The sequence below is a fragment of the Thalassoglobus sp. genome (genome assembly GCF_048270125.1).
Classification (GTDB): Bacteria; Planctomycetota; Planctomycetia; order Planctomycetales; family Planctomycetaceae; genus Thalassoglobus.
This window is the reverse complement of the sequence record NZ_JBLWTN010000016.1, coordinates 1-24,903: the sequence shown is the minus strand read 5'-3', so window position 1 is coordinate 24,903 and position 24,903 is coordinate 1. Positions and strand designations below refer to the sequence as shown.

Annotated in this window: 12 protein-coding genes; 5 read left to right on the top strand and 7 right to left on the bottom strand. The window is 51.0% G+C overall.

Annotated elements, in window-relative coordinates; translation table 11 throughout:
- Positions 1-59 precede the first annotated feature (59 nt).
- Positions 60-302, top strand: coding sequence for a DUF5989 family protein (locus ACN0YR_RS16535; RefSeq protein WP_417850340.1), 243 nt, complete (start codon positions 60-62; stop codon positions 300-302).
- A 156-nt stretch (positions 303-458) separates the two neighbouring features.
- On the opposite strand, the gene ACN0YR_RS16530 is transcribed toward ACN0YR_RS16535, so the two are convergent.
- The 7 genes from ACN0YR_RS16530 to glp form a co-directional block, all read right to left on the bottom strand.
- Complete coding sequence (locus ACN0YR_RS16530) at positions 459-1,487, bottom strand: sugar phosphate isomerase/epimerase family protein (protein WP_417850339.1); 1,029 nt, start codon at positions 1,485-1,487, stop codon at positions 459-461.
- 272 nt (positions 1,488-1,759) lie between these two features.
- The gene (locus ACN0YR_RS16525; protein WP_417850338.1) at positions 1,760-4,042 is read right to left on the bottom strand and encodes a glutamine amidotransferase; all 2,283 of its coding nucleotides are present in this window, start codon (positions 4,040-4,042) and stop codon (positions 1,760-1,762) included.
- A gap of 471 nt (positions 4,043-4,513) precedes the next feature.
- Positions 4,514-9,082, bottom strand: coding sequence for a hypothetical protein (locus ACN0YR_RS16520; RefSeq protein WP_417850337.1), 4,569 nt, complete (start codon positions 9,080-9,082; stop codon positions 4,514-4,516).
- A 576-nt stretch (positions 9,083-9,658) separates the two neighbouring features.
- Complete coding sequence (locus tag ACN0YR_RS16515; RefSeq protein ID WP_417850336.1) at positions 9,659-10,786, bottom strand: peptidylprolyl isomerase; 1,128 nt, start codon at positions 10,784-10,786, stop codon at positions 9,659-9,661.
- Between the two features lie 202 nt (positions 10,787-10,988).
- The gene (mfd, locus tag ACN0YR_RS16510) at positions 10,989-14,240 is read right to left on the bottom strand and encodes a transcription-repair coupling factor (RefSeq protein ID WP_417850335.1); all 3,252 of its coding nucleotides are present in this window, start codon (positions 14,238-14,240) and stop codon (positions 10,989-10,991) included.
- A gap of 218 nt (positions 14,241-14,458) precedes the next feature.
- Positions 14,459-15,205: a 30S ribosomal protein S2 gene (gene rpsB, locus ACN0YR_RS16505; RefSeq protein WP_417850334.1), complete on the bottom strand. Its 747-nt coding sequence runs from the start codon at positions 15,203-15,205 to the stop codon at positions 14,459-14,461.
- 391 nt (positions 15,206-15,596) lie between these two features.
- Positions 15,597-16,850, bottom strand: a complete 1,254-nt coding sequence (gene glp / locus ACN0YR_RS16500) for a gephyrin-like molybdotransferase Glp (protein WP_417850333.1) — start codon at positions 16,848-16,850, stop codon at positions 15,597-15,599.
- A gap of 456 nt (positions 16,851-17,306) precedes the next feature.
- On the opposite strand from glp, the gene ACN0YR_RS16495 reads away from it, so the two are divergent.
- The 4 genes from ACN0YR_RS16495 (at position 17,307) to ACN0YR_RS16480 (ending at position 24,769) form a co-directional block, all read left to right on the top strand.
- A complete protein-coding gene (locus ACN0YR_RS16495) occupies positions 17,307-17,759 on the top strand; it encodes a hypothetical protein (RefSeq protein ID WP_417850332.1) in 453 nt (150 codons plus the stop codon).
- A gap of 726 nt (positions 17,760-18,485) precedes the next feature.
- Positions 18,486-20,624 carry a type IV pilus assembly protein PilM gene (gene pilM / locus ACN0YR_RS16490; RefSeq protein WP_417850331.1) on the top strand — a complete coding sequence of 713 codons (2,139 nt, stop codon included), beginning with the start codon at positions 18,486-18,488 and terminating at the stop codon, positions 20,622-20,624.
- An 83-nt stretch (positions 20,625-20,707) separates the two neighbouring features.
- A complete protein-coding gene (locus ACN0YR_RS16485; RefSeq protein WP_417850330.1) occupies positions 20,708-22,345 on the top strand; it encodes a hypothetical protein in 1,638 nt (545 codons plus the stop codon).
- 72 nt (positions 22,346-22,417) lie between these two features.
- Positions 22,418-24,769 carry a hypothetical protein gene (locus tag ACN0YR_RS16480; RefSeq protein ID WP_417850329.1) on the top strand — a complete coding sequence of 784 codons (2,352 nt, stop codon included), beginning with the start codon at positions 22,418-22,420 and terminating at the stop codon, positions 24,767-24,769.
- Positions 24,770-24,903 lie beyond the last annotated feature (134 nt).

Here is a 24,903-nt window from a genome sequence, read left to right as displayed (position 1 = left end):
GATCCTGCAAACCAATTGGAAAGATGCTTTAGAGAGCAGCTTGCTCCAGGCAATGAATCATGTCTGAATCGAAAACAACACCGCAGAGCGATGACCAAGCGAGTTCAGCCGGAAATGAGCCGAAATCGTTTGAGGAGGCTGCCGAAGAAAAGGAACTCGGATTTATCCAGGAGTTCGTGCTGTTTCTTCGTGAAAACAAAGCGTGGTGGCTCGTTCCGATTTTGCTCTCGTTAGCTGTCATCTGTCTTGCTGCCTACTTCAGCACATCAGTTCTGGCCCCGTTTGTCTACCCGTTCTTTTAGAGCATCTTTCATTTAGGTCTACAGTAACCCATTTAGCCCCCGATGAATCACTCACCGGGGGCTAAATGTCGTTGCCGTGAAAGTCACTATCATGAATTCAGAGACTGCTCGCCATAACGAAGAATGCGAAAGCCAATTCTAAGTCAGCTCCAGCGATTATTCCCAGCCATGAGCGTCGCGGACTTCGATCATCTTGGCAAGGATTGTGTTCCACGTTTCCTGCTTTTCAAGCATTGAGTTCGGGAACATGCAACCATCCCAGCAGATGTGCTGAATGCCACGGTCCTGAGCCCCTTCCAGCCAGTAGCCTGAACACTTTACGATATCCAGTTTGCCATTTGGATCATCGGCGGGACAGTGCTTTCCGGTTTTGTCGTGGCTTCCTGATCCATGGACTGTTCCGTCGTTTTGTGCGACGTGGAAATCGATTGTCCAAGGCCGAAGGGCATCTGTCATTTGTTTGTAAGCTGCGTAGAATTTTTCTTCGCTGTCACCCTCTTGGACGAGAGCATGCTCGGGAGCGTTGTAGCCCATCAGGTATAAGTAGGTGTGGGCAAGATCTGCCTGGAAGCCGAGTGTTTCGGGCATGCCGACTTCTTCGAGCAGGTTCAACATGTCTCGCCAGGAGTGCATCCCAGCCCAGCAAATTTCGCCTTCAGCTGCCAGTCGTTCACCATGATCGGCAGCGATCTTCGCAGCCTCTTTGAACGTGGCTGCGATTTTCTTTGTGTTTTCGATGGGGTTTTCTTTCCATTTTTCGACACCGAATTCGGCAGAATCGATGCGGATGACACCGTAGTTTCGAACACCATGCTCATTGAAGATGCGCGCGATACGGCACGCTTTTTCGACGGCGGTCAAAAACTTCTTCTGCGATTCGGCATCACCCATTGAGGAATCCCCAACAGTCCCGGGCCACACTGGAGCGACCAGCGAGCCGACACTAAAACCGTGGCTGGCGATTTTATCGGCAATCGCTTTGAGTTCATCATCTGACGCCTCCGGATCGGTATGAGGCAGGAACAGGAAGTAATCGATCCCGTCAAACTTTACTCCGTTAACTTCCGCTCCGGCGGTCAGTTCCAGCATCCGGTCGAGCGAAATGGGTGGGTTTTCTGTTCCATCTTCTTTTCCAACCAGTCCGGGCCACATGGCGTTATGTAACTTTGGGGATGCATGGGACATGAAAAGTTCCTCAGCTAAGTGATGTCAAAATAAAGATCAATAAAAAATTCAACGAAGGTCCCACTGAGAGATTTTGTCCCTCATTGGAGGTGTTTGTGATGAAGGATTTCTCAATGATTGCGAGATCAAATTCATGTTTTCGAGGTGATTCAAGATGAAGCAAAAGCATGGCGAATTGAATTTGATTTGTCGACCGAGGACAAGTTGTTCAGAGAGAGGTGAGTGCGTTGATGAATTCGTTGTACGTAAGATCACTGGATCGCTGATCATGCTTAGACCAGTCCCCGCAGTTTGCGAATAGTCCATTCAAGGGACATCAATCCGATGAAAATCAGTAAGGGAGGCCAGCCATCCCAAAGGTTAATGCGGCGATAGCGTTTGAGTTCTTCAGGAATGCCCCCTTGGCGTAAGCTCTCAAGAAACTCTCCAAATTTTTCGGGAGGAATGACCTGACCACTCGTTGTTTCAGCGATTTCGGTCATCATGCCAGGATCGGCTGCCGGGTTGTCCATTTCGATGTCGCGAGAATCGATGACGAATCGAGTTGACGCGGGCAAGCCGAGTGTTTTTCCGTCGTGCGTTCCTTTGACTGTGACCCAATAGTCTCCCGGTTCAGATGTCTCTGTGAAGTCGGCGAGGCCATGATCTCCAAAGCGTTGAGGTGGAACTTTGAGAGTCTCACCAATCGGTGTGAGGACTTCGACTTGAAAATTCGCATCGGGAATCGGGACACCATTATCCGTTTGAGCACCAAATTCCAAGGGGACTTTTGAGAGCGGTGAGAAGTTTCTCGGCTCAACGCGAGCCCACAACGGTTGATCCGATTCGTATTCTTTATGGGCCAGCCAGAGAATCATCTGCTGCCAAAAACGTTGATGCTCCGCTTCGAATCCATGCAAATGCCATTTCCAGGTTTCATCGACAGCAAGGGCCAATACGCGACCCCGTCCAGTTTCAGAAGCGAGAAGGAGCGGCATTTCATTCTTCGTTTCGGCGAGAATTTCAATCGCTCCGGATTTCGGCAAGATGCGAGTTGCCCCACCAAGTTTCGGCAACTCTTCCCATCGTTCCATGTTTTGCGAGGCTGCCAGAGTCATGATATATCGCTGGTCCCCATCGACAGTCGGAACCATTTGGATTGGAGTGTTGATGTGATCTTCCGGCCGATCTTGATCGAGTGGGATCGTATCTTCGGGGCTCATTTTGACAGGGAGGATTAACGCCAATGGAGTTGATGCGTACCCTCCAGCTCCAAAGTTGTGCAGGCCGCCGGTCATGAGTAGTCCGGCTCCCTCATGAACGCGAAGTGCGAGCTGACGCAGGAGATCGTCTCCGGAGTTTTCGAAGACGGATGCCGGGACATCTCCAATAATGTAGACGTCGTACTTGTCTTTCTTGAAAAAATCAGGGTCGATTTTCGACTGGCTCGCAAATTTGCCGGGCAGGATGACTTGGGTGTCGATCTGGATTTTGGCCGTCTCGTTGAGTCGACGTAAGAATTTTTGTTCAGGTCGCGGGACGTCAAAATATGCGACTTTCAATCCTCCTTTGCGAACAGTAATCAATGTTTCCAGACGATTATTGTTCAGCTTCACTTCACCGGGATCGGGCACCACTTCAGCAGCAATTTTGTATTCGCCCGCTTGTTCCGCGACAAAGGAGAGCTCGACGGGGATTGTGACGGAGTTCTTATTTGTTTCGATATCGCGAAATGGTCTCGATTCACTCGATAGAGGTATTTCGACAAGCTCCCCCGACTCACCCTGACGTTTTCCGTTTCGATCTTCGATCAGCAGACGGACACGAACTTTCTTCCCGGCTGCTCCGACAAGCTTGAGTTGAAAGCGAACCGGGACTGTCTTCTTTTCGAAAGTGACAGACTGATCGAGTTGCAAATCAGCAACAGCCAAATCGATTCCAGCGGTTGAGACTTCAGAAGTTCCAACAACGAGTGTGTGAATCGGAACCCGGAGTTGCTCGACGAATCTTCGCGATGCGGAAAGGGGATCAATATCGTCATCACCACCGGCTCGCTGAGCGCCGTCGCTCATCATAATCATGCCGATCAATCGTTCACCAACGGCTTCCTCGCGGATGTTGTCGATCACCTTTCCGATTGCAGTTGTCTTTCCGTCTGCGAGGTTTTCGGGCTCTTTCGCAGTGCTCAATTCAGAATCGAAATCGATGAACTGCACATCGACATCTTTTTTCAGAAGTTCAAACTGCTCCTGATTGTCAGAGAGAATTTTGAGAATGTATTCGCGCCGAGAAAGGTCTCCCGGGCCATCGGGAGTAGACATGCTTCTGCTGCGGTCGGTGAGAATGTTGAGTTGTAGAATCTGTTTGTCGGTTTCGGAGACCTGAATCGATGGGCGGAGCATCGTCAGAATCAGGATGGCTGCCGCGCAACAGCGAAGAAAAATCAACAGCCGCCGAGAGAATGGGGGGAGATGCTCGACTCGACTGGGGTACGTCCATAATACGAGGACGATCATTGTCACAGCTGTGACAACGATCACCGGCCAACTCCAAACAGGTTCAATTACCAGTCTCATTCCGTACAGCTATGCTTCTCGTGTTGAAGTATTGAATTCAAAATTGCCTCTCTTCCCTGTCGTAGAGCATGTTCGTTGCTTCAGTATGATGTCTCACTAGGCAATATCAACTATGCCATCAACTATGCCGGGAAAGACGAAACAATTGGAACCGTTTTCAGATTTTGTCCGTGCCGACAAGAACTCTTCATTTACGCCAGAAACCGGACTTCGTTGAGCGAACAGAGAATTCAGTCTGTTTCGTTGCTGCAGGTGGAAATTCTTGCTTTTGACGAGGTGGGAATAGATCTGGAATAGAGAGGGAAAGAAAACGACTGAAGAGTCAGTTCTCCATTCGAACCTCTGTCTCTCTGATTCGGTCGTTAATTTGCTTCTGTTAATACAAAAAGGCCGCTGAAACGAGTTCAGCGGCCTTTTACCTGAGACGTTTGCTCTCTTCCGAAGGGGGGGACGGAGGAGAGCAGACAGACTTTAGTTAGGTAATCCCAACAGTTCTTCTTCTTCTTCCTGGATGATGATTCGAGGAGTCACCATCAGCATCAGGCTTTCAGTCTCGCGACCAACACCTGTGTTCTTGAAGAGTCGACTGATGTAAGGGATTTTGTTGAGGATCGGAACGCCAGCCATGTTTCGGCCTTCTCGTAGAGTTTTCACTCCACCGAGGAGGACTGTTCCACCATCTGGAACACTGACCACAGTGTCGACGGTCACGGTATCGACCACAGGCTGCTGGACAGTCACGTTTCCGGCAGCACCGCCACCGAATCCACCACCACCACCCTGGCCACCTTGACCACCGAAGTTACCGCCACCTTGACCACCTTGGCCGCCTTGGCCACCTTGGCCACCAAAGTTACCGCCACCTTGGCCACCCTGTTGACCTCCGCCACCACCACCTGATTGGAAGGAGAAGGTGAAGACGTCAGTCACGTTCGAGAAGAACGGCAACACACTCAGGCGAACATATCGACGGTCAGCTGAGACAACGGCTCGAACTGTCAATTGTGTTCCATCGGGGATCACCTGAATGATTGGTTGGAAGCCGATGTTGAATGTACTGGCCACGGGGAGGAGTGCAATCACGAATGGTCGTTGCAAGGCACTGGTCACGTTACCGACCTGTCCGTTGAACAGTGTCAGTTTCGGAGCGAACATGATGTTCGATCGTCGGTCACCCTGTGCTGCTCGCACAAACATGAAGGCTTCAATGTCGCTCAAAATGGCCATTCCGAACTGGAGACCAGCTGTTGGATCAAATCCACCGAATGATGGGGCAGCCAGGTCGAATGAACCTTGACGGAACGGGATGTCCAGGTTGTCGCTGAATGAGTCTTGTGCACTCAGTCCAACAATCGTGTTGGAAGCCCAGTTGTCGACGTTGGTCAGGTTGAGTGTTGGTGATGGTGAGAACAAGCCTCCTCCGCCACCACTCTGGTTCTGACCTTGTTGGCCACCCTGATTGCCACCCTGATTGCCACCCTGGTTGCCGCCAGTCTGAGTTCCACCTGTGGCTCCGTTGTCTGGATCAGTTGAACCGAATGGTCGAATCGGAATGAAGTCGTCGGTGACGAATGGACCGCCAACGGTGTCTTGGATGTTGAAGTCGAAGTCGATTCCGATTTGCTCGAAGAACTGATCACTGACAGTGATGAAGCGAACTTCAATTGTCACTTGCAAGTCCTGGAGACGTCGGAGTTGACCCAGCAAGCCTTCAATTTCCTGGTGAACTGATTGAGTTTGTCGAATGACGAGGCTCAGTGTACTTTCGTGGTTTGTGACAGCACCTTCACCACCCAGTTCGTCCCAGCTGCGTGGTTCAATTGTTGCGGTGATGAGATGGCTGAGAGCATCAAATTCGAAGTTCGTCGCACTCGGTCCGTTCAATCCGCCTTGGCTGGCGAGTGGGTTTCCACCCAGTCCAGCTGTTGGATTCACTCCACCCATAGGACTTGCCGGCACTTGAGCCAGTCCGTTTCCGCCAGGCAATCCGCCGAAGGCAGGGACGCTTTGCAGTCCTGAACCAAATCCTGTTCCAGGCTGGAACTGTGAAGTTGGAGGATGAATCGAGACAGGCACGATCAAGTCTGCCACCTGATAAACGGCAACAGTCATTTCACCTTGCTGGCGAAGTCGGCTGGTCACTTTCAACACTTCGTCTTCAATTGTGTAGTCCAGGTTGAGTGGTCCCAGCAGCAGGTTCAGTGCACTGCGAAGTTGAATTCCATCAACTCCGATGCTCACTGGTGCACTGGAAGCCAAACCTTCTTCTGCGAGTCCAGCATCATCAACAACAATGTTGATGCCCTGAGTGTTCGCAATGAACTGCATCACTTCTGCGAGTGGGGTGTTGTCGAAGTGGAGGGCAACAGGGTTTTTGAGGCTGTTGTAGACTCGCATTTCCTGTTCGCTGTGGAATCGTGCATCGGCACGACCTGGTTGACGGCGAGCTTTGATGCTTGCCCAATCTTTTCCGAACGCGATCGGACGTCCATCTGCGAGTGGGTTCACGGCACTTCGTTCAACATCATCGAGTGTTTCGAAGACACTGACTTCTTTGTCTGAACGCAACTTCTGGTTACGATCGTTTCGCCAGGCAAATGTGGACTTGAGGTCCATCATCACGGTGACAGGGTTTTCAGGATCGAGTTCCTTGGCTTGTTTCGCCAAAGCGGAAGCTTCCGGATACCGTCGTTGATCCATCAGATCGTTGAACTTGTCGACGATGTCAGCCAGTTCCTGTTCAACACGAACTCGCGTATCGATTTCACGTTGAATCAGGTCTTTGGTCTCGCCGTTGCGACGCTCAAGCTCGAGGATCGGAGCTTTTTGCTTCATGTATGTCGCAATGTCATTTCGTGAGTTCATCAGTGAAGCAATCAGTGCTCCAGTTTGATCTTCGCTGAGACCTGAAGTGTTGATGGCAGCGATTTGCTGATCGATCGCTTCAACGGCTCGTTCTGGTTGTTTGTCACGAAGTTTTTCGGCTTTGAAGATTGTGTTCAAACTATCGCTTCGCAGACGATCAAACTTTGCTTGCTGTTCAGCAACGGTCCGACCGAGTTGGTCTTCGCTTCCGGGGCTGTAGCTTTCATTGCTGGCCTGCATGATTGCTCCGTTGTTTCGACGAGGAGCGAGTTCACGCAGTTTGTCCTGCAACTGTTGTTGACGATAAGCGTCGAGTTCTTCACCTGAGTGGTATGCTTGAAGGAAGGCTTCGTAAGCAGTGTTACGATCTCCCTGGCGAAGAGCAGCGACACCCTGGTTGTACAGATCCATTGCTGACGCATCAGCAGTCACAACCAATCCAGAATTTGGTTTGGCTGCACTTGCAACGCGTGCAGTTGGAGCTTCAGTCAGGTTGAGTGCGTTCCCAGCAGGAGTCGCACCTGGTTTCGGTGAAGTCATTTGTTGGACTTCAGCCATGATTCGCTCTGGGCTGTCTTCGAACAAATCGTAGGTGACATCAAACTGGCTGGCTTGAACAGCTTTCTGGTAAGCGACTTGCGAGTTGCCTTCCTGAAGGAGCATGCGTGCTTCTTCCAGCAGTTTAACAGCTTCATCCTTTTGGCTTGCTCGTGGCATTGCTGCAGCAGGTGCGGCAGGAGTCGTTGCTGCGATATTGGCAGCGTTGTTCTCGGTTTCGCGAGCTGCAATCAAACGATTGAGGTCTTCGCGAGCAACTTCAGGACGATCTTCGAAGAGTCCAAAGGCAACATCGAATTTTTCAGCTTGTTCGATTTGCTTTTGAGCGACGTCGATTTGTCCGCTCTTCATGGCTTCTCGAGCACCTTGCAAGTGTGTCATCGCTTGCTGCTTGAGTTTCTGTTGCTCTGCGGCACCGATCGGTTGTGCATTTGCGAATGCAGGAGCCGACGGAGCAGCAGGGGCACTCTTTTGAGCGTTGAGGACTCGGATTTCTTGTTGAACAAGGTCAGGCCGATCATCAAAGATCTGATAGCTGGCATCGAGTTGTTCGGCTTTGTTTGCACTTGCCAGGGCAGCGTCTAGCTGTCCAGCTTGCATAAATGATCGAGCTTCCTCAAGAAGTTTCAGTGCAGCGATGCGAGCTTCAGGATTCGCGGTCTGCTGAGCTGGTTGATCGAGCTGGCGCGGAGAAGCGGCAAAAATCTCCTGACCAGAAATCCGACCAATGTCTGCGAGAACCATTTCTGGAGTCTCTTCGAACAGTCCCCAGGTGACGTTCAATTCCTTGGCTTTCAATGCCAGGCTTTGAGCTTCCTTGGTGTGTCCTTTAAGAATGGCCTGACGAGCATCGTGCAGGAGTTCAATGGCAGCGGCTTTGTTGTTGTCGCTGGAATGAGCCTTCATGGTTTGACCATTGACCTGTTGAAACGCTCTGGCAGAGCTTTCAACGTCGTTGGCATCAGCTGTGAAGACTTCTGAAGGTCCACCGGGAAGTGCCGGTTGCTTGCGAGCAAGTTCAACAAGGATATGTTCTGGACGAATGTCAAACGCTGTATATGTTGCGTTGAGATCCTTCGCTTGAACAACCTTGTCACGTGCAGCCTGGTAGTCACCGTTCTCGATATCTTTACGAGATGCGGAGAGCAGGTTTTGTGCAAGTTGATTGCGACCTTCTGGAGTTGCCGGAGCCGCTTGCGGCTGTCCGTTGAATCCAGTGAGTTGAATATCGCTCTTAGGAGCCGTGACGTTGCCACGAATCTGCGAGATCAACATGTCGGGAGTCAACTCACCCTGCGTGAACGAAACATTCCATTCACTTGCAGTGCGAGAAGCCATCGCCGCCAACCGGAGGGCTTCCGCCTGTTGTCCCTGCTGCAGCTGATGCTGAGCCTGGCGAAGGAGGTCGTTCACGCGACGTCGATTGACATCGGTGACGACTGGCAAATCACTCGCCTGCTGTCCATTCGGCTGGGGAGCCTGGATGGCAGGACGTGTGTACTTCTCAAACGGATTTTGAACCGCTTGAGATGTGTCTTGGGCGTTAATACGACTGCTCAGCCACGCGCTTGCAGTCAGTAAACCACCACAAATCAGTAGTCCCATAAACTTGTACAATGTCGGTCCCTCCTTGGAGTTCTGACAGAAGACGTCCTGCCTGTTTCGATGTCGCACCATGACTCTATTTGCCGCTACTTTGAGGATTGGAAGCTGACCTTAAATCCTGTGGCATACACCAATCGAGCGGATCCTTCCGCAAGATCAATGAGCCGTGTCAGGACTCTTGGACGTTGAAAACGAAATCAATTTTGAAAAGGGGATCGTTGAGAGAAGAGAGGAGTAGGCTAATACCGCAGGTTGATTTGAAGGGTCAATAGGGGAGTTTGCGGATTTTGTATTTCTGAGGGGGAATTGGTTTTTTGAGGGTTTTGACCGGCGAACGTTGCCGATCGCACAGGTCTGTCGTTTCTCATTCTTGTTTTATTGATCGCTGTGATTCATTGAATCAATTTTCCGGGAAGTCAGCGAAATTCGGAGGTCTGAAGTTTCTCTTGACGCGATCTTCAAGACCGTAGGATGTTTGTTTTGAGTCGCTGGGAAAGCTGTTGATCTGATTGGGGCGAGCTTTCTCAGGCTCTCTGAGCCTCTGATACCTGTTCTGCGGTGTTCTGAGGCAGTCTCGCACTGTTGGTACTATTTCAGGGTCGAATCACCGTCATCGAACATCGTTTCAATGACTGCGTTCTTTCTTAACTCGGCGAGAATTGTTTCTGCTTTGGCTTCACGCTGTTTCGCGATGAGTTCGGTTCGAATCTTTTCCTGGACTTCCGGGAACGGAGTGTAGGTCGCAGCTTTGCGGCCGGTTACCTTGACGATATGCAGGGAGCTGTCGTTTTGGATCACTTCGCTCATTTGTCCGGTTTGAAGTTTAGACAAGGCCGTACGAACGTCTGCGTTGGCGATACTCGAAGGTTGCGTCCAGTCCCAATGTCCCCCTTTATCTTTGAGAGGGCCGTCGGAATACCGTTGGACAACGTCAGTGAAGTCGGCTCCCTGACGCAGTTCTTCAATCGCTTTATTCATCTCACGGGCTGCATTGTTCCGTGAACCATGTTTTGTGACTGAAACCTGAATCTGTTGCCATTTGATTTGCTCAGGATGAGCGAACTCTTCTTTTCGAAGATTGTATTCTTTCAGCAGGTCTTGACGTGTGAGCGGGGCTTCGCTGCCCATTTTGCCACGGACGTATTCTGAAGCAAGTTGTCGATTTCCGAATGCGTCTCGCATCGTCGCCAGTGACATGCCTTGAGACTGCAACAAGGTTTCGAGTTCTGCGATGTTGCCCACATTAAACTGAGCCTGCAATCGCACAACTTCCTCTGCGAAGAACTCATCAAGCTGTTCGTCGACTTGAGTGTATTGTTCGGTCGTCATCTTCGACTTGACAGCATCGACCATCAGTGTCTGTTCGATTTGTGTGGGCAAGCTTTTCTTCAGCAGCATCTCTTGAGCTTTGCGGATTTCGCTGGCTGGCATTTGCTTGCGTGCCTGGGCCAGTTTGGCGGCGTACGGTTCCAGAACCTGCCCAGCGAGAATGGGGTTTCCATTCACACGAGCGACCACTTCGGTCATCGGGATGATTTCGTCTTCCGTATAGCTTGCGAGTTGGAACTCGCTCTCTGCTTCAGAATTGTATGCAACCGCCTGGCCTCCCTGCTTTCGAGGAGGAGGAGGGCCGACGACGGGATCAGCGATATCGTAGCGATGCTGAGAGCATCCTACGGAAAGAATAACCGCCATGAGGATCACGATTCGAGACATGGATCAAACTTATTTCTGATATGCCTATTGAGTGGGCTTTGAATAAAGCTGTCACTCGAGGCGCACAAGGTCGTCGTGTTCGATCTCGATCACACGCTCTGGCAGTATTTCTGCCAGTGTGAGTTTCGAGAATCGACAGTCAACTCGGGAAATCCCGATGGGCGGAGAGGGGAGGAGTTGGCTTATATCTCGATTTTCAGCATTACCGCAACACGGATTTCAGAAACTCGACCAATTCCACCCCTTCAGAGGCATTTTCAGGGAGGACAAGGTACGCATTCTGCCGGTCGACGATTCTCAGCCTCTTCCCATAACGACTTGCCAGCCGTTGAATTTGCTGAGCATCCCTGTAAGTCAGGACCGCAAAACGGTCTTGCTCAAGCCGGATATTCTCGATGCTCCACTGGAAAGCAAGTAACTCAAGTTCTTTCAGAGAAAGGAATTGCGTTGCCTGATCAGGAATGGGGCCGAACCGATCGCGAATTTCGTTGGCGACTTCTTCCAACCCTTTCAGATTCGCAACCGCTGAAAGTTTCCGGTAGACGTCGATTTTGTGTCGACCTGGGGGGATATAAGAGTTTGGGAAGTATGCGGTAACCGGGATGTCCATGTTTACATGCGGACTGACTTTCTCGGGGAGTTCTTTCAGCTTTCTCACCGAATTTTCCAGCAATTGGCAATACAACTCATAACCGACCGTCGAAATGTGCCCACTTTGCTCGGTTCCCAAAATGTTCCCCGCTCCGCGAATTTCAAGATCGCGCATTGAGATCTTGAACCCTGCACCAAGTTCGCTGAACTCTTCGATTGCTTTCAACCGCTTGGCTGCCACGCTCGAAACGGTTTTGCCCTCGCTGACGAGCAAATAACAATACGCCCGATGCTTATCTCGCCCGACCCGACCTCGAAGTTGATGCAGGTCAGCGAGCCCGTAGATTTCTGCCTGATCGATGAACATCGTATTTGCGGTCGGGATGTCGAGACCACTCTCGATGATGGTTGTCGCAACGAGAATATCTGCGGTCCCGTTGACGAATTTGCCCATGTTCACCTCGAGTTCTTCCGGCGTCATTTGCCCGTGGGCGATCACAATTTCCGCTTCCGGGACAATCTGCTGCAATCGATCTGCCACAGACTTGATGTCAAAGACCCGATTGTGAACAAAGTAAACCTGCCCGCCACGATTGAACTCCCGCATCACCGCTGAGCGAATCATGTCTGCGTCCCAGCGAGCGATTCTTGTCTCGACCGGCAACCGCTCTTGTGGAGGTGTCGTAAGATTCGAGATATCACGAATCCCCAGCAGTGACATGTGCAGCGTACGCGGGATCGGCGTTGCACTGAGAGTTAACACGTCGACGTTCAACCGCAGCTGTTTGAGCATCTCTTTCGATGCGACGCCGAACCGCTGTTCTTCATCAACGATGAGTAATCCCAAATTTCGAAACCGCACATCCTGTTGCACGATGCGATGCGTCCCAATCGCAATATCAACGGTTCCAGCTTCAAGTTTTTCGAGAACTTTCCGTTGTTCGGCTTTGGTTTTGAATCGTGATAACACTTCGATTTGAATGGGAAATTCTGCCATTCGCTGAGTGAAAGAGCGATAATGCTGTTGAGCGAGCACCGTTGTCGGAACCAGCACTGCGACTTGCCGCCCGGCATCAACCACCTTGAAGGCTGCCCGCATGGCGACTTCCGTTTTTCCAAACCCGACATCGCCGCAAATCAGACGGTCCATCGGTTTTTGCTCCATCAGGTCGCCTTTTGCATCTTCGATGGCGCTCAACTGGTCGTCAGTTTCGACAAAGGGGAAAGAGGCTCCAAATTCTTTTTGCCACTTTGAATCGGGTGGACAGGAGAGCCCGACCTGCATGGCTCTTTGCGCTTGCAATTTCAGCATGTCAGAGGCCATATCCGCGACGGCCTCGGCAACTTGTTCTTTCTTTTTGGCCCAGGTTTTTCCGCCAATTCGTGACAGTCGAGGACTCGATTTTGTTGCCCCGACATACTTCTGTACAAGATGAATTAACGTCACTGGAACATAGATTTTGACTGCATCATGGAACTCAATGATCAGGTGCTCTTCACGCTCATCTTCAGGCCCAATCAGCTCCATGCCCAGATAGCGGCCGATTCCATGCGACAGATGAACGACAAGGTCCCCTTCGTTCAGTTCGAGGAAGCTGTCGATTGCTCGACTCGCGAGCCGGCGGCCTTTCGATTTCGGGGCTTTCCGGACATGCACCCGGTTAAACATTTCGTTGTCAGAAAGGATGACAACATTCGCAAAGACCAGACGGTAGCCTTGTGTGACAGCTCCGATGCAAAGCGTGATGCGTTCTGCGAGGACGGGGTCTTCCTCTTGAATCAACTCTGTCAGCCGTTCTCTTTCCCCTTCGTTATGACAAGCAATGACAACCTGTTCTTCCTGTCCGACAATCGTCCCTAACTCTTGAACCACTTCGCTTTTCGGCCCGGTAAAACGTTCTGTCGACTCAATTTGCAAATGCGAGGTGGTCTCGAAGCTCGCCTCTGCTAAAGCTGCGATGCTCACACTGGGATGCTCGGTGCATTTCGCGATTGTCGCATTCACACTGAACAAGCCACGGGGGTTTTCGAGCCTCTGAAGATACTTTTTTCCCTCGTCGACGAGATCAGAGAGCTCGGAAAGAGCGACCCAACTCGCTTGAGGAAGAGAATCAAGAAAGTGAGCATTTCCGAGCGCGCTTGCAGCCTCACTGTTTGGCGCCACGGCGACAAGTTCAACTTCTTTGCGGTCTTCGACTTTTCTCTGCGTTTCAACATCGAACAATCGGAGCGAATCGATTTCATCTCCGAAAAGTTCCATCCGAATCGGGTCGAGCGCTTCGGGTGAATAGATGTCAATGATTCCGCCGTGAACCGAAAACTCACCCGGTCTTTCAATCGCCGGGGATCGTTCAAAACCGCGTGAAACGAGCCAGTTGAGCAGCTCGTCCGAGTCAATTTCTTCACCAACCTTGAGGCGTCGAGTTCCTGACTCTCGTTCCTCTTTTGTGGGGACCGGCTGCAGCAATGCCGGAAGGGTCGTTAGCAGAATTTTGGGACATGCTCCCGATTCCATGAGCTGCAAAACTCTGAGTCTGGCCCCGAAGATCGCGTCTGAAACAGAGTGTTCTTTCGGCAACGTTTCCCAGGCGGGGAAAATGACAGGTGGTTCATCGATCAGCGAATCAAGATCAACCGCGAAGTCTTCAATCTCACTGATTCTGGGCAGCACGATCAGAAGTGGCCCCGGTGCTTCTTTAGAGATAGCGGCTGCCACAAGCGCGCAAGATGATCCCCACGCGCCATCAATTGTTCCGCTGTTTCCCCGCTGCATCGCAGCGATAACTGCCTGAAACGACTCGACGCCGCGCAGCGTCTCGATCAACTCCGGTAATTCCCGGATGACATTTGTCTTCCCGGACATATTGGGAAGAACTGTATCAACGGAACGACGATGCGTCTATTTCGGAGGAGAAGAACCAGTTTCGATAATGCCGCCTGATAGCTTCAGTGGAGGAAAGCGGTCCTCGATGATGAAAGAGATAGGGAGTGATCGACATATCAAGAACGGCACTCCAAAACAAAAAGCCCCGCGGTGTCTGCTGACACTGCGGGGCTTGATTTGAACTCTCAACAAGCATTTTAATGGACGTTTGGAACGGCCTTTGGATCATCTGAGTTTGCTTGTGGGTCTTTCTTCTGTGGGAGTGTCGCTCGTCCTTGATTGATCGCGTTTGCGAGGTAGCCAAGGATGATTCGGATTGAGCGAATACTGTCGTCGTTACCTGGAATCGGCAAGTCGACGGTATCTGGATCGGAATCAGTATCAATCAAAGCGACTGTCTTGATACCGAGGATTTTGCATTCGTGGATGCAGTTGCGTTCTTTGTTCGGGTCCACAATCACGATCGCTTCCGGCAAGCGATTCATGTCACGAATCCCGCCCAGGTTGCGCTGAATTTTATTCAGTTCGCGACGCAAACGTGACTGTTGCTTTTTGGAGAACGTTGCCAGTTCACCACTGTTTTCCAGCACTTCCAGTTCTTCGAGTCTTTTCAAGCGACTGCGAACTGTACGGAAGTTGGTGAGAGTTCCACCCAGCCATCGCTCTGTACAGTACGGCATTCCGCACTGTTCAGCGATGTTGCGAACGATATCGACAGCTTGTCGTTTCGTTCCCACGAAGAGGATCAAACTCCCCTGAGCTGAGACTTTGTAGAGGTATTTTTGAGCTCGGACGAGTCCACGAATGGTCTCTTTGAGGTCAATGATATGGATGTTGTTGCGTTTTCCGTAGATATACGGACGCATTTTCGGGTTCCACTTACTGGTCTTGTGACCAAAGTGAACACCAGCATCAAGAATGTCTTTAACGATAATTTCAGCCACGCTTTTGTTCTCCAGACATTGAGAACTTATCCAAAACCGCATTCAGTCTCTCAGAATAAGAGAGTTCTTCAATGAGTCGGCTTCCAGATAAGTCATGAAAACTACTCCGAAAACTTTGATTGTCTGCTTTCGGACAGTTCTTGGGCATTTACCCAAACGATTGAATGTCAGACAAGTTACATCACCTGTCAGTTCAAGAAAGGACGTTTTCTGCGGAGGGGTTGAACAAAAGTGTTCTCACCAACCTGGTTTCAAAACTGTTCACCTCACAATAAAAACGACATGCAAAACATGCATGCAGCCGGTCAACAGACGAATCGCGAATCCTAATGATTCAACTGTTCCGAGTCAAACAAGCTCGTCGAGAGAAATTCAAGAGAATCTTGATCGCTCAATTTGCCATAAACAATTCGCTATAAAGCAGTACCGTAACCGGTGTTTCCGCCGGCAACCCCTCAGAGTCTGCCGGAACGATGACAAAACCATCCGCTCGGGTAGTCGATGAAAGAATTGAGGCTCCGCTGATCGCCAGCGGGATCGCTTTTCCGGCTTCGACTCGGACACGGCAATAGTCCGTTCTGCCGATGGCTGATGCAATCTTTCTACCTAATGGCAGTACAATAGTGCGAAAAGGCCAGCTTTTTGACCGGCCTGCCAGTTGTCGAATCGCTCGACCTGCGAAAAAATCATAAGCACACAAGCATGAGACCGGATTACCGGGCAATAAAACAACCATCGCATTGCTGATACGTCCGAGACCTGTTGGGCTCGAAGGCCGCATCGCCACGCCATGAATGGGAAGTTCACCGAGTTGGGCAACCAGTCCGGGAGCAAAATCTTCTGCGCCAACGCTGGAACCGCCAGAAACGAGAATCACGTCGGCACCCGGTTCGAGTAAAGCATTTCGAATGGCACTCTCGCTATCCTCGATGAAGCGGACAGATTCCAGAATTCCGCCGTCGCGAGGAATTGTACCGCTCAACAGCGAGGAATTGGCTTCGTAGATCTGATGAGGTCGCTTCTGCTCACCTGGTCTGACGAGTTCGTTTCCGGTGATGATCACCCGAACCAATGGTTGTTTCCGAACACTGACTTTGGCTTGTCCAATTGAGGCAATCACCGCGACATCCTGAGGCCTGAGGATGCGACCGGCATCAACAACTGTTGCCCCGATTCGAATATCTTCGCCTGTCCTTCCGATATGTTTGAACTGCCCGACAGTCAGCGAGACAAGAACGTTGTCGCCCACGGCTTCCGTGTACTCCGCCGGAACCACAGCGGTGGCTCCACTCGGAATTGGCGCTCCTGTCATCGTTCGTACAGCTTGTCCCGAGCGAATTTCGCCTGAATAACCATTGCCCGGCATTGAGTCGCCAACGACTTGTAATCGAATGGGGTTGTAGTCGCTTGCCCCTGTTGTTTCGTCCGCGATGACTGCGTACCCGTCCATGGCAGATCGATCAAATCCGGGAACATCGATTTGCGAAACGACTCTCTCCGCAAGAGTCCGTCCGTGAGACAATTCGAGGGAGACTTCTTCGACCTGCTCCGGAATTTCCTGAACTGCCCTATCAATCCAGGCGAGTGCCTCATCGACAGTGCTCCTGGACTCAAATCCGGACATACGAATATCTTGTGGCGACATATCGCTGCGTTCTCAGCTGGTTTTGGATCGCTGATTATGGAGGCGAGATGGTATTTCGCCTCCATGACTCATGGGATTGTGTTGATGTTGAGTCACGTTTCAAAGGGATTTTGTGAAGTTCTTAAAGAATCAGGGACTGGAAAATCACAGGTTCATAAGGTTGAGAAAAAGTCTTGCATCGGTTTTGCCTCATGAGAACAGGCCAGCAATATCGTAGTCGGTTTGTACTTAAGGCTGGTAATCTGGGCTGGTGGCAAGAGGATTCACCGTACGAGAGCTTCCGGGGTTGTTGGTGAGTTGCTTAATTCAGGGTCTCCAGGAGACTCGCCGCTGATTCAGTGTCGAATCGGTCTTCCTTTTTTCGTCGCAGCTTCGCTAGGAGCGCTTGATTTCTACAGAAAACGGCGTAAAAGGGGGGTGATACCTCTTACATGTACTCCAAATGAACAGCTACTGATGTCTGAAGTTCAAAGCGAATCAAACACTCTTGGTCAACAGATCATCGACCAGGTCGATGCGATCATCGCCAATTGCGAATTAAACCGCAAACCGTTGGAAATCGACCCGGCAAGAAACGAGTTGTTTCAATTGTTCGTGAAAGCTGAGGCAGCCGGGCTGGTTGGTGATGATGCTGAGCCGGACATTTCCGCTGATGGAATTTGTAAGTCACTCTCTCAACGTTGGGGCTTGCAGGCGGCAGCTCAAGATTCTGTCGTAAATCAAACTCGTCTCAACGCAGAGCAACTCGAGAAGATGCGAAGTTTGTGGTCGGTCATGCGTATGTGGATGGAATGGACCTACGCCTGGGAACGGTGGGCAGAATTTCATGGAGCAGCTGGGGAGGAGATCGGCCAAAGCGTCGATCAAACCGAAACTGCTGATGAAGGAACCAGTGCCGAGGGGCTGTAGCATTTTTCGGGCTGGTGTCTGTGCTCTGCGTCGTGGCGAATCAGTTTCGCAATCAATCATTAGTTCCGACAAATCTCCTTGAATGGGCTGGAGGTTTCAGATCACAAGTCGGGATCTCTTTGTGGTGCCAAGTCGTAGCGAGCTCCAGAACTTCGATTCGGCAGGATGTAAATTCGTCGGATTGTGAAGGAGTACGGGCCGTGTCACTTTCACCGCTACCTCTTCTGTCAGGAATGCTTTTTCATCCGCGGCAGGTGGTTGTCTCTGATTTACCGGCACAACCCGAAGCCGGTTGAATGAACTCTGCCTTCCAGCCGAGTTCTGCCGTCTACATGAACTATAAGTAGAAAAGCGATCAGCAATCTTGAGCGAATTCTCTGGAACTTTTCTCGTTTGAACTCGTCTATTTAAGAGGCGCATCCGTTTTCTGGTCATTTTCGAGCCGAGAATGATGGAAGACTCGTCTCGGTGGTCCCTTCAGAATTGTCGATTTTGATGGATTCTCCTTTGCGAGTTCTGTTTGTTTTCCCTAAATTAAAGAGAAACAATCACTTCAGTTCGGTTCAGAACAATTGTTCCAGTAGACATTTTCATCACATCATCCGAATCTTCCTTGTTGATTCTGTTCACTCGTACAGCAATAATTTTCTGTTGATGCATTAGATCATGTTTCGCGATTCGCGAAGCGTATACAATCATTTCGTTTGTTTGTCGGAGAATTCATCGATGGCAGAAGCAAAAGCCGCCTGGGGAATTGACATTGGTCAGGCTGGGCTCAAAGCACTGAAAGTCCGGTACATAGAATCGGCCGACCAAATTGTCGCAGAAGCTTTCGATTATATCCCCTTTCCAAAAATCCTTTCGCAGCCGGATGCAATCCCGGAAGAAATTGTTCCGCAGGCAATGGAAACATTCCTGGCCCGGAATGATCTCAAAGGGGATTTGGTGGCGATCAGCGTTCCTGGACAATCTGCCCTGGCCCGCTTTATTCAGCTTCCACCTGTCGAAGCTGGCAAACTTCATGAAATTGTGAAGTACGAAGCACGTCAGCAAATTCCATTTCCCCTGGAAGACGTGATTTGGGATTATCAGCCACTTGGTGCCGGTGCTGAAGAAGGTGGTTTCCTGCTGGATGCAGAGGTCGGCCTGTTCGCGATGAAACGTGATCAGATCTATCAGCAGTTGCGACCTTATTCGAACGCGAAGGTTGAAGTCGAGCTGATCCAGATTGCTCCGCTGGCGTTGTACAACGTCGTCAGCGTTGACGAAATGAAGATCCGCAAAGAGACCGAAGGGGATGCGGGCGAAGACCATTACATTGTCATGGACATGGGGTGCGACAACACCACACTCATGGTCACCAATGGGTACAATGTCTGGATTCGAAACGTCCCCATTGGCGGGAACCACTTTACGCGGGCTCTGACAAAAGAGATGAAGCTGAGCTTCGCCAAGGCAGAGCACCTGAAGTGCAACGCCACGAAAGCTCCCGATCCACGTGCCGTTTTCCAGGCACTGCGTCCAGTCTTTAATGACTATGTCTCGGAAATCCAGCGTTCCATCGGCTATTTCTCCAGTGTGAATCGCTCCGCCAAAGTCGTGAAAGTGATCGGCTTAGGGAACGGCTTCAAGCTTGCCGGTCTGCAGAAATTCCTGCAACAGAACTTGCAATATGAAGTGGAGCGTCCAGACACCTTTAATGAACTCTCCGGCGATGCCGTCTTGAACTCACCAATGTTTGCCGAAAACATTTTGAGTTTTGCAGTTCCTTACGGGCTGGCATTGCAAACACTCGGCATTTCTCGAATTCAAACTTCGCTGTTGCCACCGGAAATTTCTACCGCTCGCATGGTGAAGAAGAAGAAGCCTTGGGTCGCTGCCACGGCAGCTTCCATGCTGCTTGGTTTTTCCATGGCAACCGCGCTTAACGCGATGTCGTACAGCACGGTCCATACAAAAGAATTCGAAGAAGCACAGAAGAAAGCGGAAGGGTTTGGCCAGAAAGTTTCTGGGCTGAGGAGCAATTACGAGAGCGAAGTCAACACGTATAAAGGCACGGGCGAACGGCTCGAAAGCCTGATTGATAAACGCCGCGATGTCCACACCTGGACGGAAATGTACAATGCCGTTCTCGATTGTCTGCCACGAGATCCGGATGGGAAAGAGTTCTCTCAGGATGAAATCAACCTGAGAAATCGAATTTCCATGTCTGCTTTGACCAGCGACAAAATGGCCGACTTGGCATCGTGGTACGAAGGACTCAACTCTGAACAAAAAGAGTTCATGACTGCCGAAGACAAAGAGTCCGGGCCTTCCGGCGAAGGCTACTTGATTACGTTCGTCGGGCAACACTGGCATCATGACCCCAATGACATCATTGAAGGTCAGGACATTCAGTATGTGGTGCACACATTCCTGAAGAACCTCAAGCAACCGACCATTCAAAGAGATGGTTTCCCAGAGCGACACGTTCGCAGGATGGGGATCACTCACCCAACAATTATTAGCTTCAGCAAGACCATCGAAGATTTCCAAATTGATGGAGGGGCTCCAAGTGCCCAGGCTTCCAGAGTGTTGGACAAAGCAAATCCTCGGCAGCAGTTTGGTGGGAGCCCCGGTGCGAATCTGGGATACGGAGCCGAGCCGAGTGGAGCGGAGCCCGGAGGTGCAGGTCTCCCGATGACGGGGACTCCTGGCGGCAAGGTTAAGAAATTGAACCGGACAGACTTTACCATTCAGTTTGTCTGGAAGCCGACTCCGAGAGAAGAACGAGAAATTCCTGAAGAGGAGACTCCAGAAGCGGAAACTCCACAGGAAGGTGGCGATCAGCCCACAGCCGATGTGCAACCGGTGACAGTCGAATAACTCAGAGGAATAGCTCTGATTTCGAATTCAAATTGAACTCATAGATCACTCGAGGGAATCGTCAACGCGGACGAGGAAATCAAATGGATAAGCTACAACCTATTATCAAGAATCGTTTCTGGATTCTTGCCGGACTTCTGCTGCCGCTGGCGATGTATGGTTTTTTCTCAGCCAATTCCAAGCTCAAAGCAGCGACGGAATCTCGCGAGACGGCGCTCGATGGTGTTCTCTCCGGTATCCCAGGCGGAACCAACGATGCCAATGAAAAGTACGAACAAGGTCTGAAGAAGATCAATGAAGCGTACACGAAAAATGTTGATCAATCGATTGTCGGGATCTGGAACAAACAACAGGAACGAATGACGTGGCCAAATGTCGTTCGAAACCATCTCCCTAAGAAGTTCCTGGGAGATTTTGATTACCGGGGAGTCGTGGCGTATCAGGCTGCCTATCCGCAACTGATGAAGGATTTGCAGGCTCGAGTCGAACCGGTCATGCCAATGGAAGGCTCACGCGGACTTGGTGGTGGCCCCATGATCGGAGGTGGCGCCCAACCAAAGCCCGCGGATGTTCCCTGGCAACAAAAAGTCATTCTGGCAGCTTCGATTCCACAAGCTCACTTTGGGCGGATGCGACCCACTTCCGAACAAATTTGGAATGCACAAATTGACATCTGGCTGTTGCGTCTGCTCTTCGACTCTGTTGCTCGTTTGAATGAAGACAAAGACTCAGCGACCGAAGCTATTCTTCGTCGAATCGACACTCTGCAACTTGTTGGGGGAGATGGAGAGCCCGTCCTGACTGGTGGTAGTTCAGGTGGTGGCGGCGATGGAAGCGGCGGATACGGTGAAGCAATGACTGGTCCTGAACCGGGTGCTCAAGGAGGTGGCTACGGTGGAGGAGCTCAAACCGGCGGGACGAAAGTCGCTCCGATTTCTTTCAGCCCAGCTCAGGAGTTTGGATCTGATTTGGACTCCAGCGGCGATGGCGGCGGCGGAGGAGGAGGGGCAGATGATATGGCCTATGGGGGGCCAGGAAGTGGCGGAGGAGGTGGAGCGCAGAATCAGACACGATTGCGTTACATCGCTGAATCTGAGGATGCTCCATTCCTGGAGCGTGGCTTCTACATGAGCGTCATCATTATGCAAGATAAAATTCCGGACTTCCTTGTCGCTCTTGCCGATTCCGAATGGCCGATACGTGTTGTTCGATATAATGTTGGAAAGAACCCACACTACAGTGAAAAACGAACTACTGGCGGCTTTCTTCCCGGCTTTGGAAGTGGCGAAGAGATGACTTTTGGGCCCGCAGCTTCAGATGCTTTTGGAGGCGGATCTGGTTATGGGGGTGGAGATAGAGCACTCGGTGGAGTCGGTGCAAAGACCGGAATCCCTGGTGTCGGAAACCTGATTCAAAACCTTCCACCATTTGCAGACGCAGCGATGCAAAATCCAAATTTGGTTCAGTTGGATCTGTGTGGTGTGATTACGATGTACAAGCAGCCACAAATTATTATTGACGCAATTGATAACCCATCCGCAAGTTCGGGAGGTCTCGACCAGCAAGGTGGCAATCCTGCTGCGTCAGAAGAATTGGCCCCGGCAGCGACAGAAGAACCAGTTTCCGGTGACAGCGATTCCGCAGCAGCGGACGCGACTCCGGAAGCTGCCGAGTCAACAACAGACGAAAACGTCAATTCCTCGGAACTTGAGAAACTGTAGTTTCGTCAATTGCGATAACGATCATTTCAACGAGAAATTCAAGTACAACAACCGGACAGGTTGAGGTGAATTATGGCGAAGTTGGACATTAAAAAAGCAGCAGTGAAACACGTCGAAAAGGCGATTTTCGGAGTTGTAATTCTTGTCGTACTCATAGGACTCGTGAGCGCGAAATGGTCTCCGTACAAAAAGACTCCTGGCGAAATCAATCAGAAGGTCACAGCAGGTGAAAAGAACCTGCAAAATCATGGGTGGCCCGAAGAGGAGAAAGAGCTGTATCCGGTCGTCAGTACGGACCGTCGTGTCGACCAGGCGCTCTACGCTCGCGTTGACCCGCGTCCGCTGGAAGGTTCTGTCGCTCCTATCGTCGACCCGCGCGGACGGAACGAGCCTGTCACGGAACTGGTGCTGAAAACTCCGGAAGATGCCATTGCGACTTCCGGTCGTGCTTTTCTCAGTCTCGCTGGCCCTGCTGAGGATGTCGAATCTGAAGGGACCGAAATCGCAGCGACCACGGACGATAAAAAAGAAGACGATAACGAGAACATGTTGGACGAACTTCGTCAGCGGCAAACGACCAGCGGCATGGTGGGGCCAGGGAGTGTTGGTGGCGAACTTGAAGGTGGTTATGAAGACTTGGCGGTTGCCGTCATGGATCCTTCTGGAAGTTATGGTGCTCCGGGAGGTGGAGCAATGGGAGAATTTGGTGAGGGAGGCGCAGGCATCGGAGGAGTGGCTGCTCCTCGTCTGAACGGACAGGGATATTTCTTCACATCCATCAGAGCCGTTTTCCCACTACGTGATCAGATTTCAAAAATTGCTGACGCGACAAATTTGTCGTACCATCAAGCTGCCGCACTGTTTGAAATCAAAGACTTTGAGCTACAACGCCAAATGGCACAAAAAGGCCCGAATCCCTGGCCAGAAGGAGAAGAAGGCTGGGAGAAAGTCGATATTCAAGTTGCTCTCGACGTTTTGAATTCTGTCTCTGATTTTGAGGCAGATGTCGTCAACAGCGTTGTGACAAATAGTGTGATCACGATGCCGTTGCCCGCTCGGATCTCAGGGATGTGGCGTAATCAGGCGACACATGAACGGATTAAGAACTTCGTTCTCACACCTGAGCAGGTGAACGTCGAAATGGAAATGAACAACGCTCTGCTTCTCGAAGCCGTTAAGAGCAAGAAGTCTGTGAGTCGTTCACAGGCCACTCTCGGTGGATTCAATCAAGTCCAGTTTGATTCGCGAGGCGTCCAGGGTGACTTGATGGGGACCGAAAACATTTACGGAGGAGCTGGCGGGTACGGGGGCGGAAGTTACGGCGGGGCAGGCGGAGCTGCTGGCGGTTATGGAATGGAACCGGGTGCTTCTGGCGGTCGAGGCAGCGGAGGACGTGGCGGCCGACGAACAACTGCAACCAACCCCAACAGTCCACTTGAACAGCTTGTGGAACGGTTGGCAAAGAATGCTGAAAATCCAAAAGAGCAAGAACAACTTATTCGCGAATGGATCATGCAACGTGCTTCCGTCGACGGAGAGTTGCTTCTGTTCAGGTATTTTGATTTTGGCGTCGAGCCCGGAAAAACGTATCGCTACCGAGTCCGCTTTACACTCAAAAATCCAAACTTTGGAAAACGTATTGCTGACGCGGGTGGACTCGCTCATGTTGTCGCAGGAGAAGAACGGACAACTGACTGGAGTAATATCACCAAGCCTGTGACTGTTGTTGATGACATGGAGTTTTTCCTGACGCGTGTGAACGAGCCCAAAGGGAGCACTCGCTTGCTGCCTTCCGCTCAAATGGATGTTTACTTCTGGGATTCCAAGTACGGAACCATGGTGAACAAAGCGTTTGAAGTCCGTATGGGACAGGCGGTCGCTGATAAGGTGGCAACTCAGGTTATCGATGCAGCTGGTCAGGAAGTGAAAGAGGAGGATTACACCTTCAGTTCAGACAGCTTCCTCGTTGATGTCATCGAAGACATCCGTATCGATCGCGGGTTCCACAACAATGAACGTATCGACCCCTCCTTGAGGCTCGACTTGGTACGGGGACACCGGGATCACTTCCGGAATGAAAGTCAGGTCTTGATCAAAACTGATGAAGAAGAGTTGGTCGAGTACGATGGAACAAGTATGGCCAGTGCTCACGAGCAAAGTAAGAAGTACATCGAATTCCAGAAGGAACAGTATGACAGACTGTTGAAAGCCAAAACTGCTGCTTTCGATGCTCAGGGAATGGGTGAATATGGAGACTTACTAGGTGGTGAGCCCGGTAGTGGATACGGCGGAGCGGATGGTATGGATATGGGGATGATGGGAGCTCCTGGTGGAGGTCGCAAACGAAGCTCCCTCCGTAAGAGAACAACTGGCCGAGGTCGTGGTGGGTCCGGTGGATCTGGTAGTGGAGGTGGCTCTTACTAGAGCAGTTTGAAACTATGTAGGAAGTCTCCGTCAATCGGGTATTGTGGAACTGTAATTTTTCACCACCCCGATCTCAGGAGACGACTATGTTTTACGTTGGATTAGACGTTCACACAACACAAATTACGGTTTGC

Coding starts and splice junctions, on each gene's coding strand:
- ACN0YR_RS16535 (WP_417850340.1), top strand. CDS start 60: ATGTCTGAATCGAAAACAACACCGCAGAGCGATGACCAAGCGAGTTCA.
- ACN0YR_RS16530 (WP_417850339.1), bottom strand. CDS start 1,487: ATGTCCCATGCATCCCCAAAGTTACATAACGCCATGTGGCCCGGACTG.
- ACN0YR_RS16525 (WP_417850338.1), bottom strand. CDS start 4,042: ATGAGACTGGTAATTGAACCTGTTTGGAGTTGGCCGGTGATCGTTGTC.
- ACN0YR_RS16515 (WP_417850336.1), bottom strand. CDS start 10,786: ATGTCTCGAATCGTGATCCTCATGGCGGTTATTCTTTCCGTAGGATGC.
- mfd (WP_417850335.1), bottom strand. CDS start 14,240: ATGTCCGGGAAGACAAATGTCATCCGGGAATTACCGGAGTTGATCGAG.
- glp (WP_417850333.1), bottom strand. CDS start 16,850: ATGTCGCCACAAGATATTCGTATGTCCGGATTTGAGTCCAGGAGCACT.
- ACN0YR_RS16495 (WP_417850332.1), top strand. CDS start 17,307: ATGTCTGAAGTTCAAAGCGAATCAAACACTCTTGGTCAACAGATCATC.
- pilM (WP_417850331.1), top strand. CDS start 18,486: ATGGCAGAAGCAAAAGCCGCCTGGGGAATTGACATTGGTCAGGCTGGG.
- ACN0YR_RS16485 (WP_417850330.1), top strand. CDS start 20,708: ATGGATAAGCTACAACCTATTATCAAGAATCGTTTCTGGATTCTTGCC.
- ACN0YR_RS16480 (WP_417850329.1), top strand. CDS start 22,418: ATGGCGAAGTTGGACATTAAAAAAGCAGCAGTGAAACACGTCGAAAAG.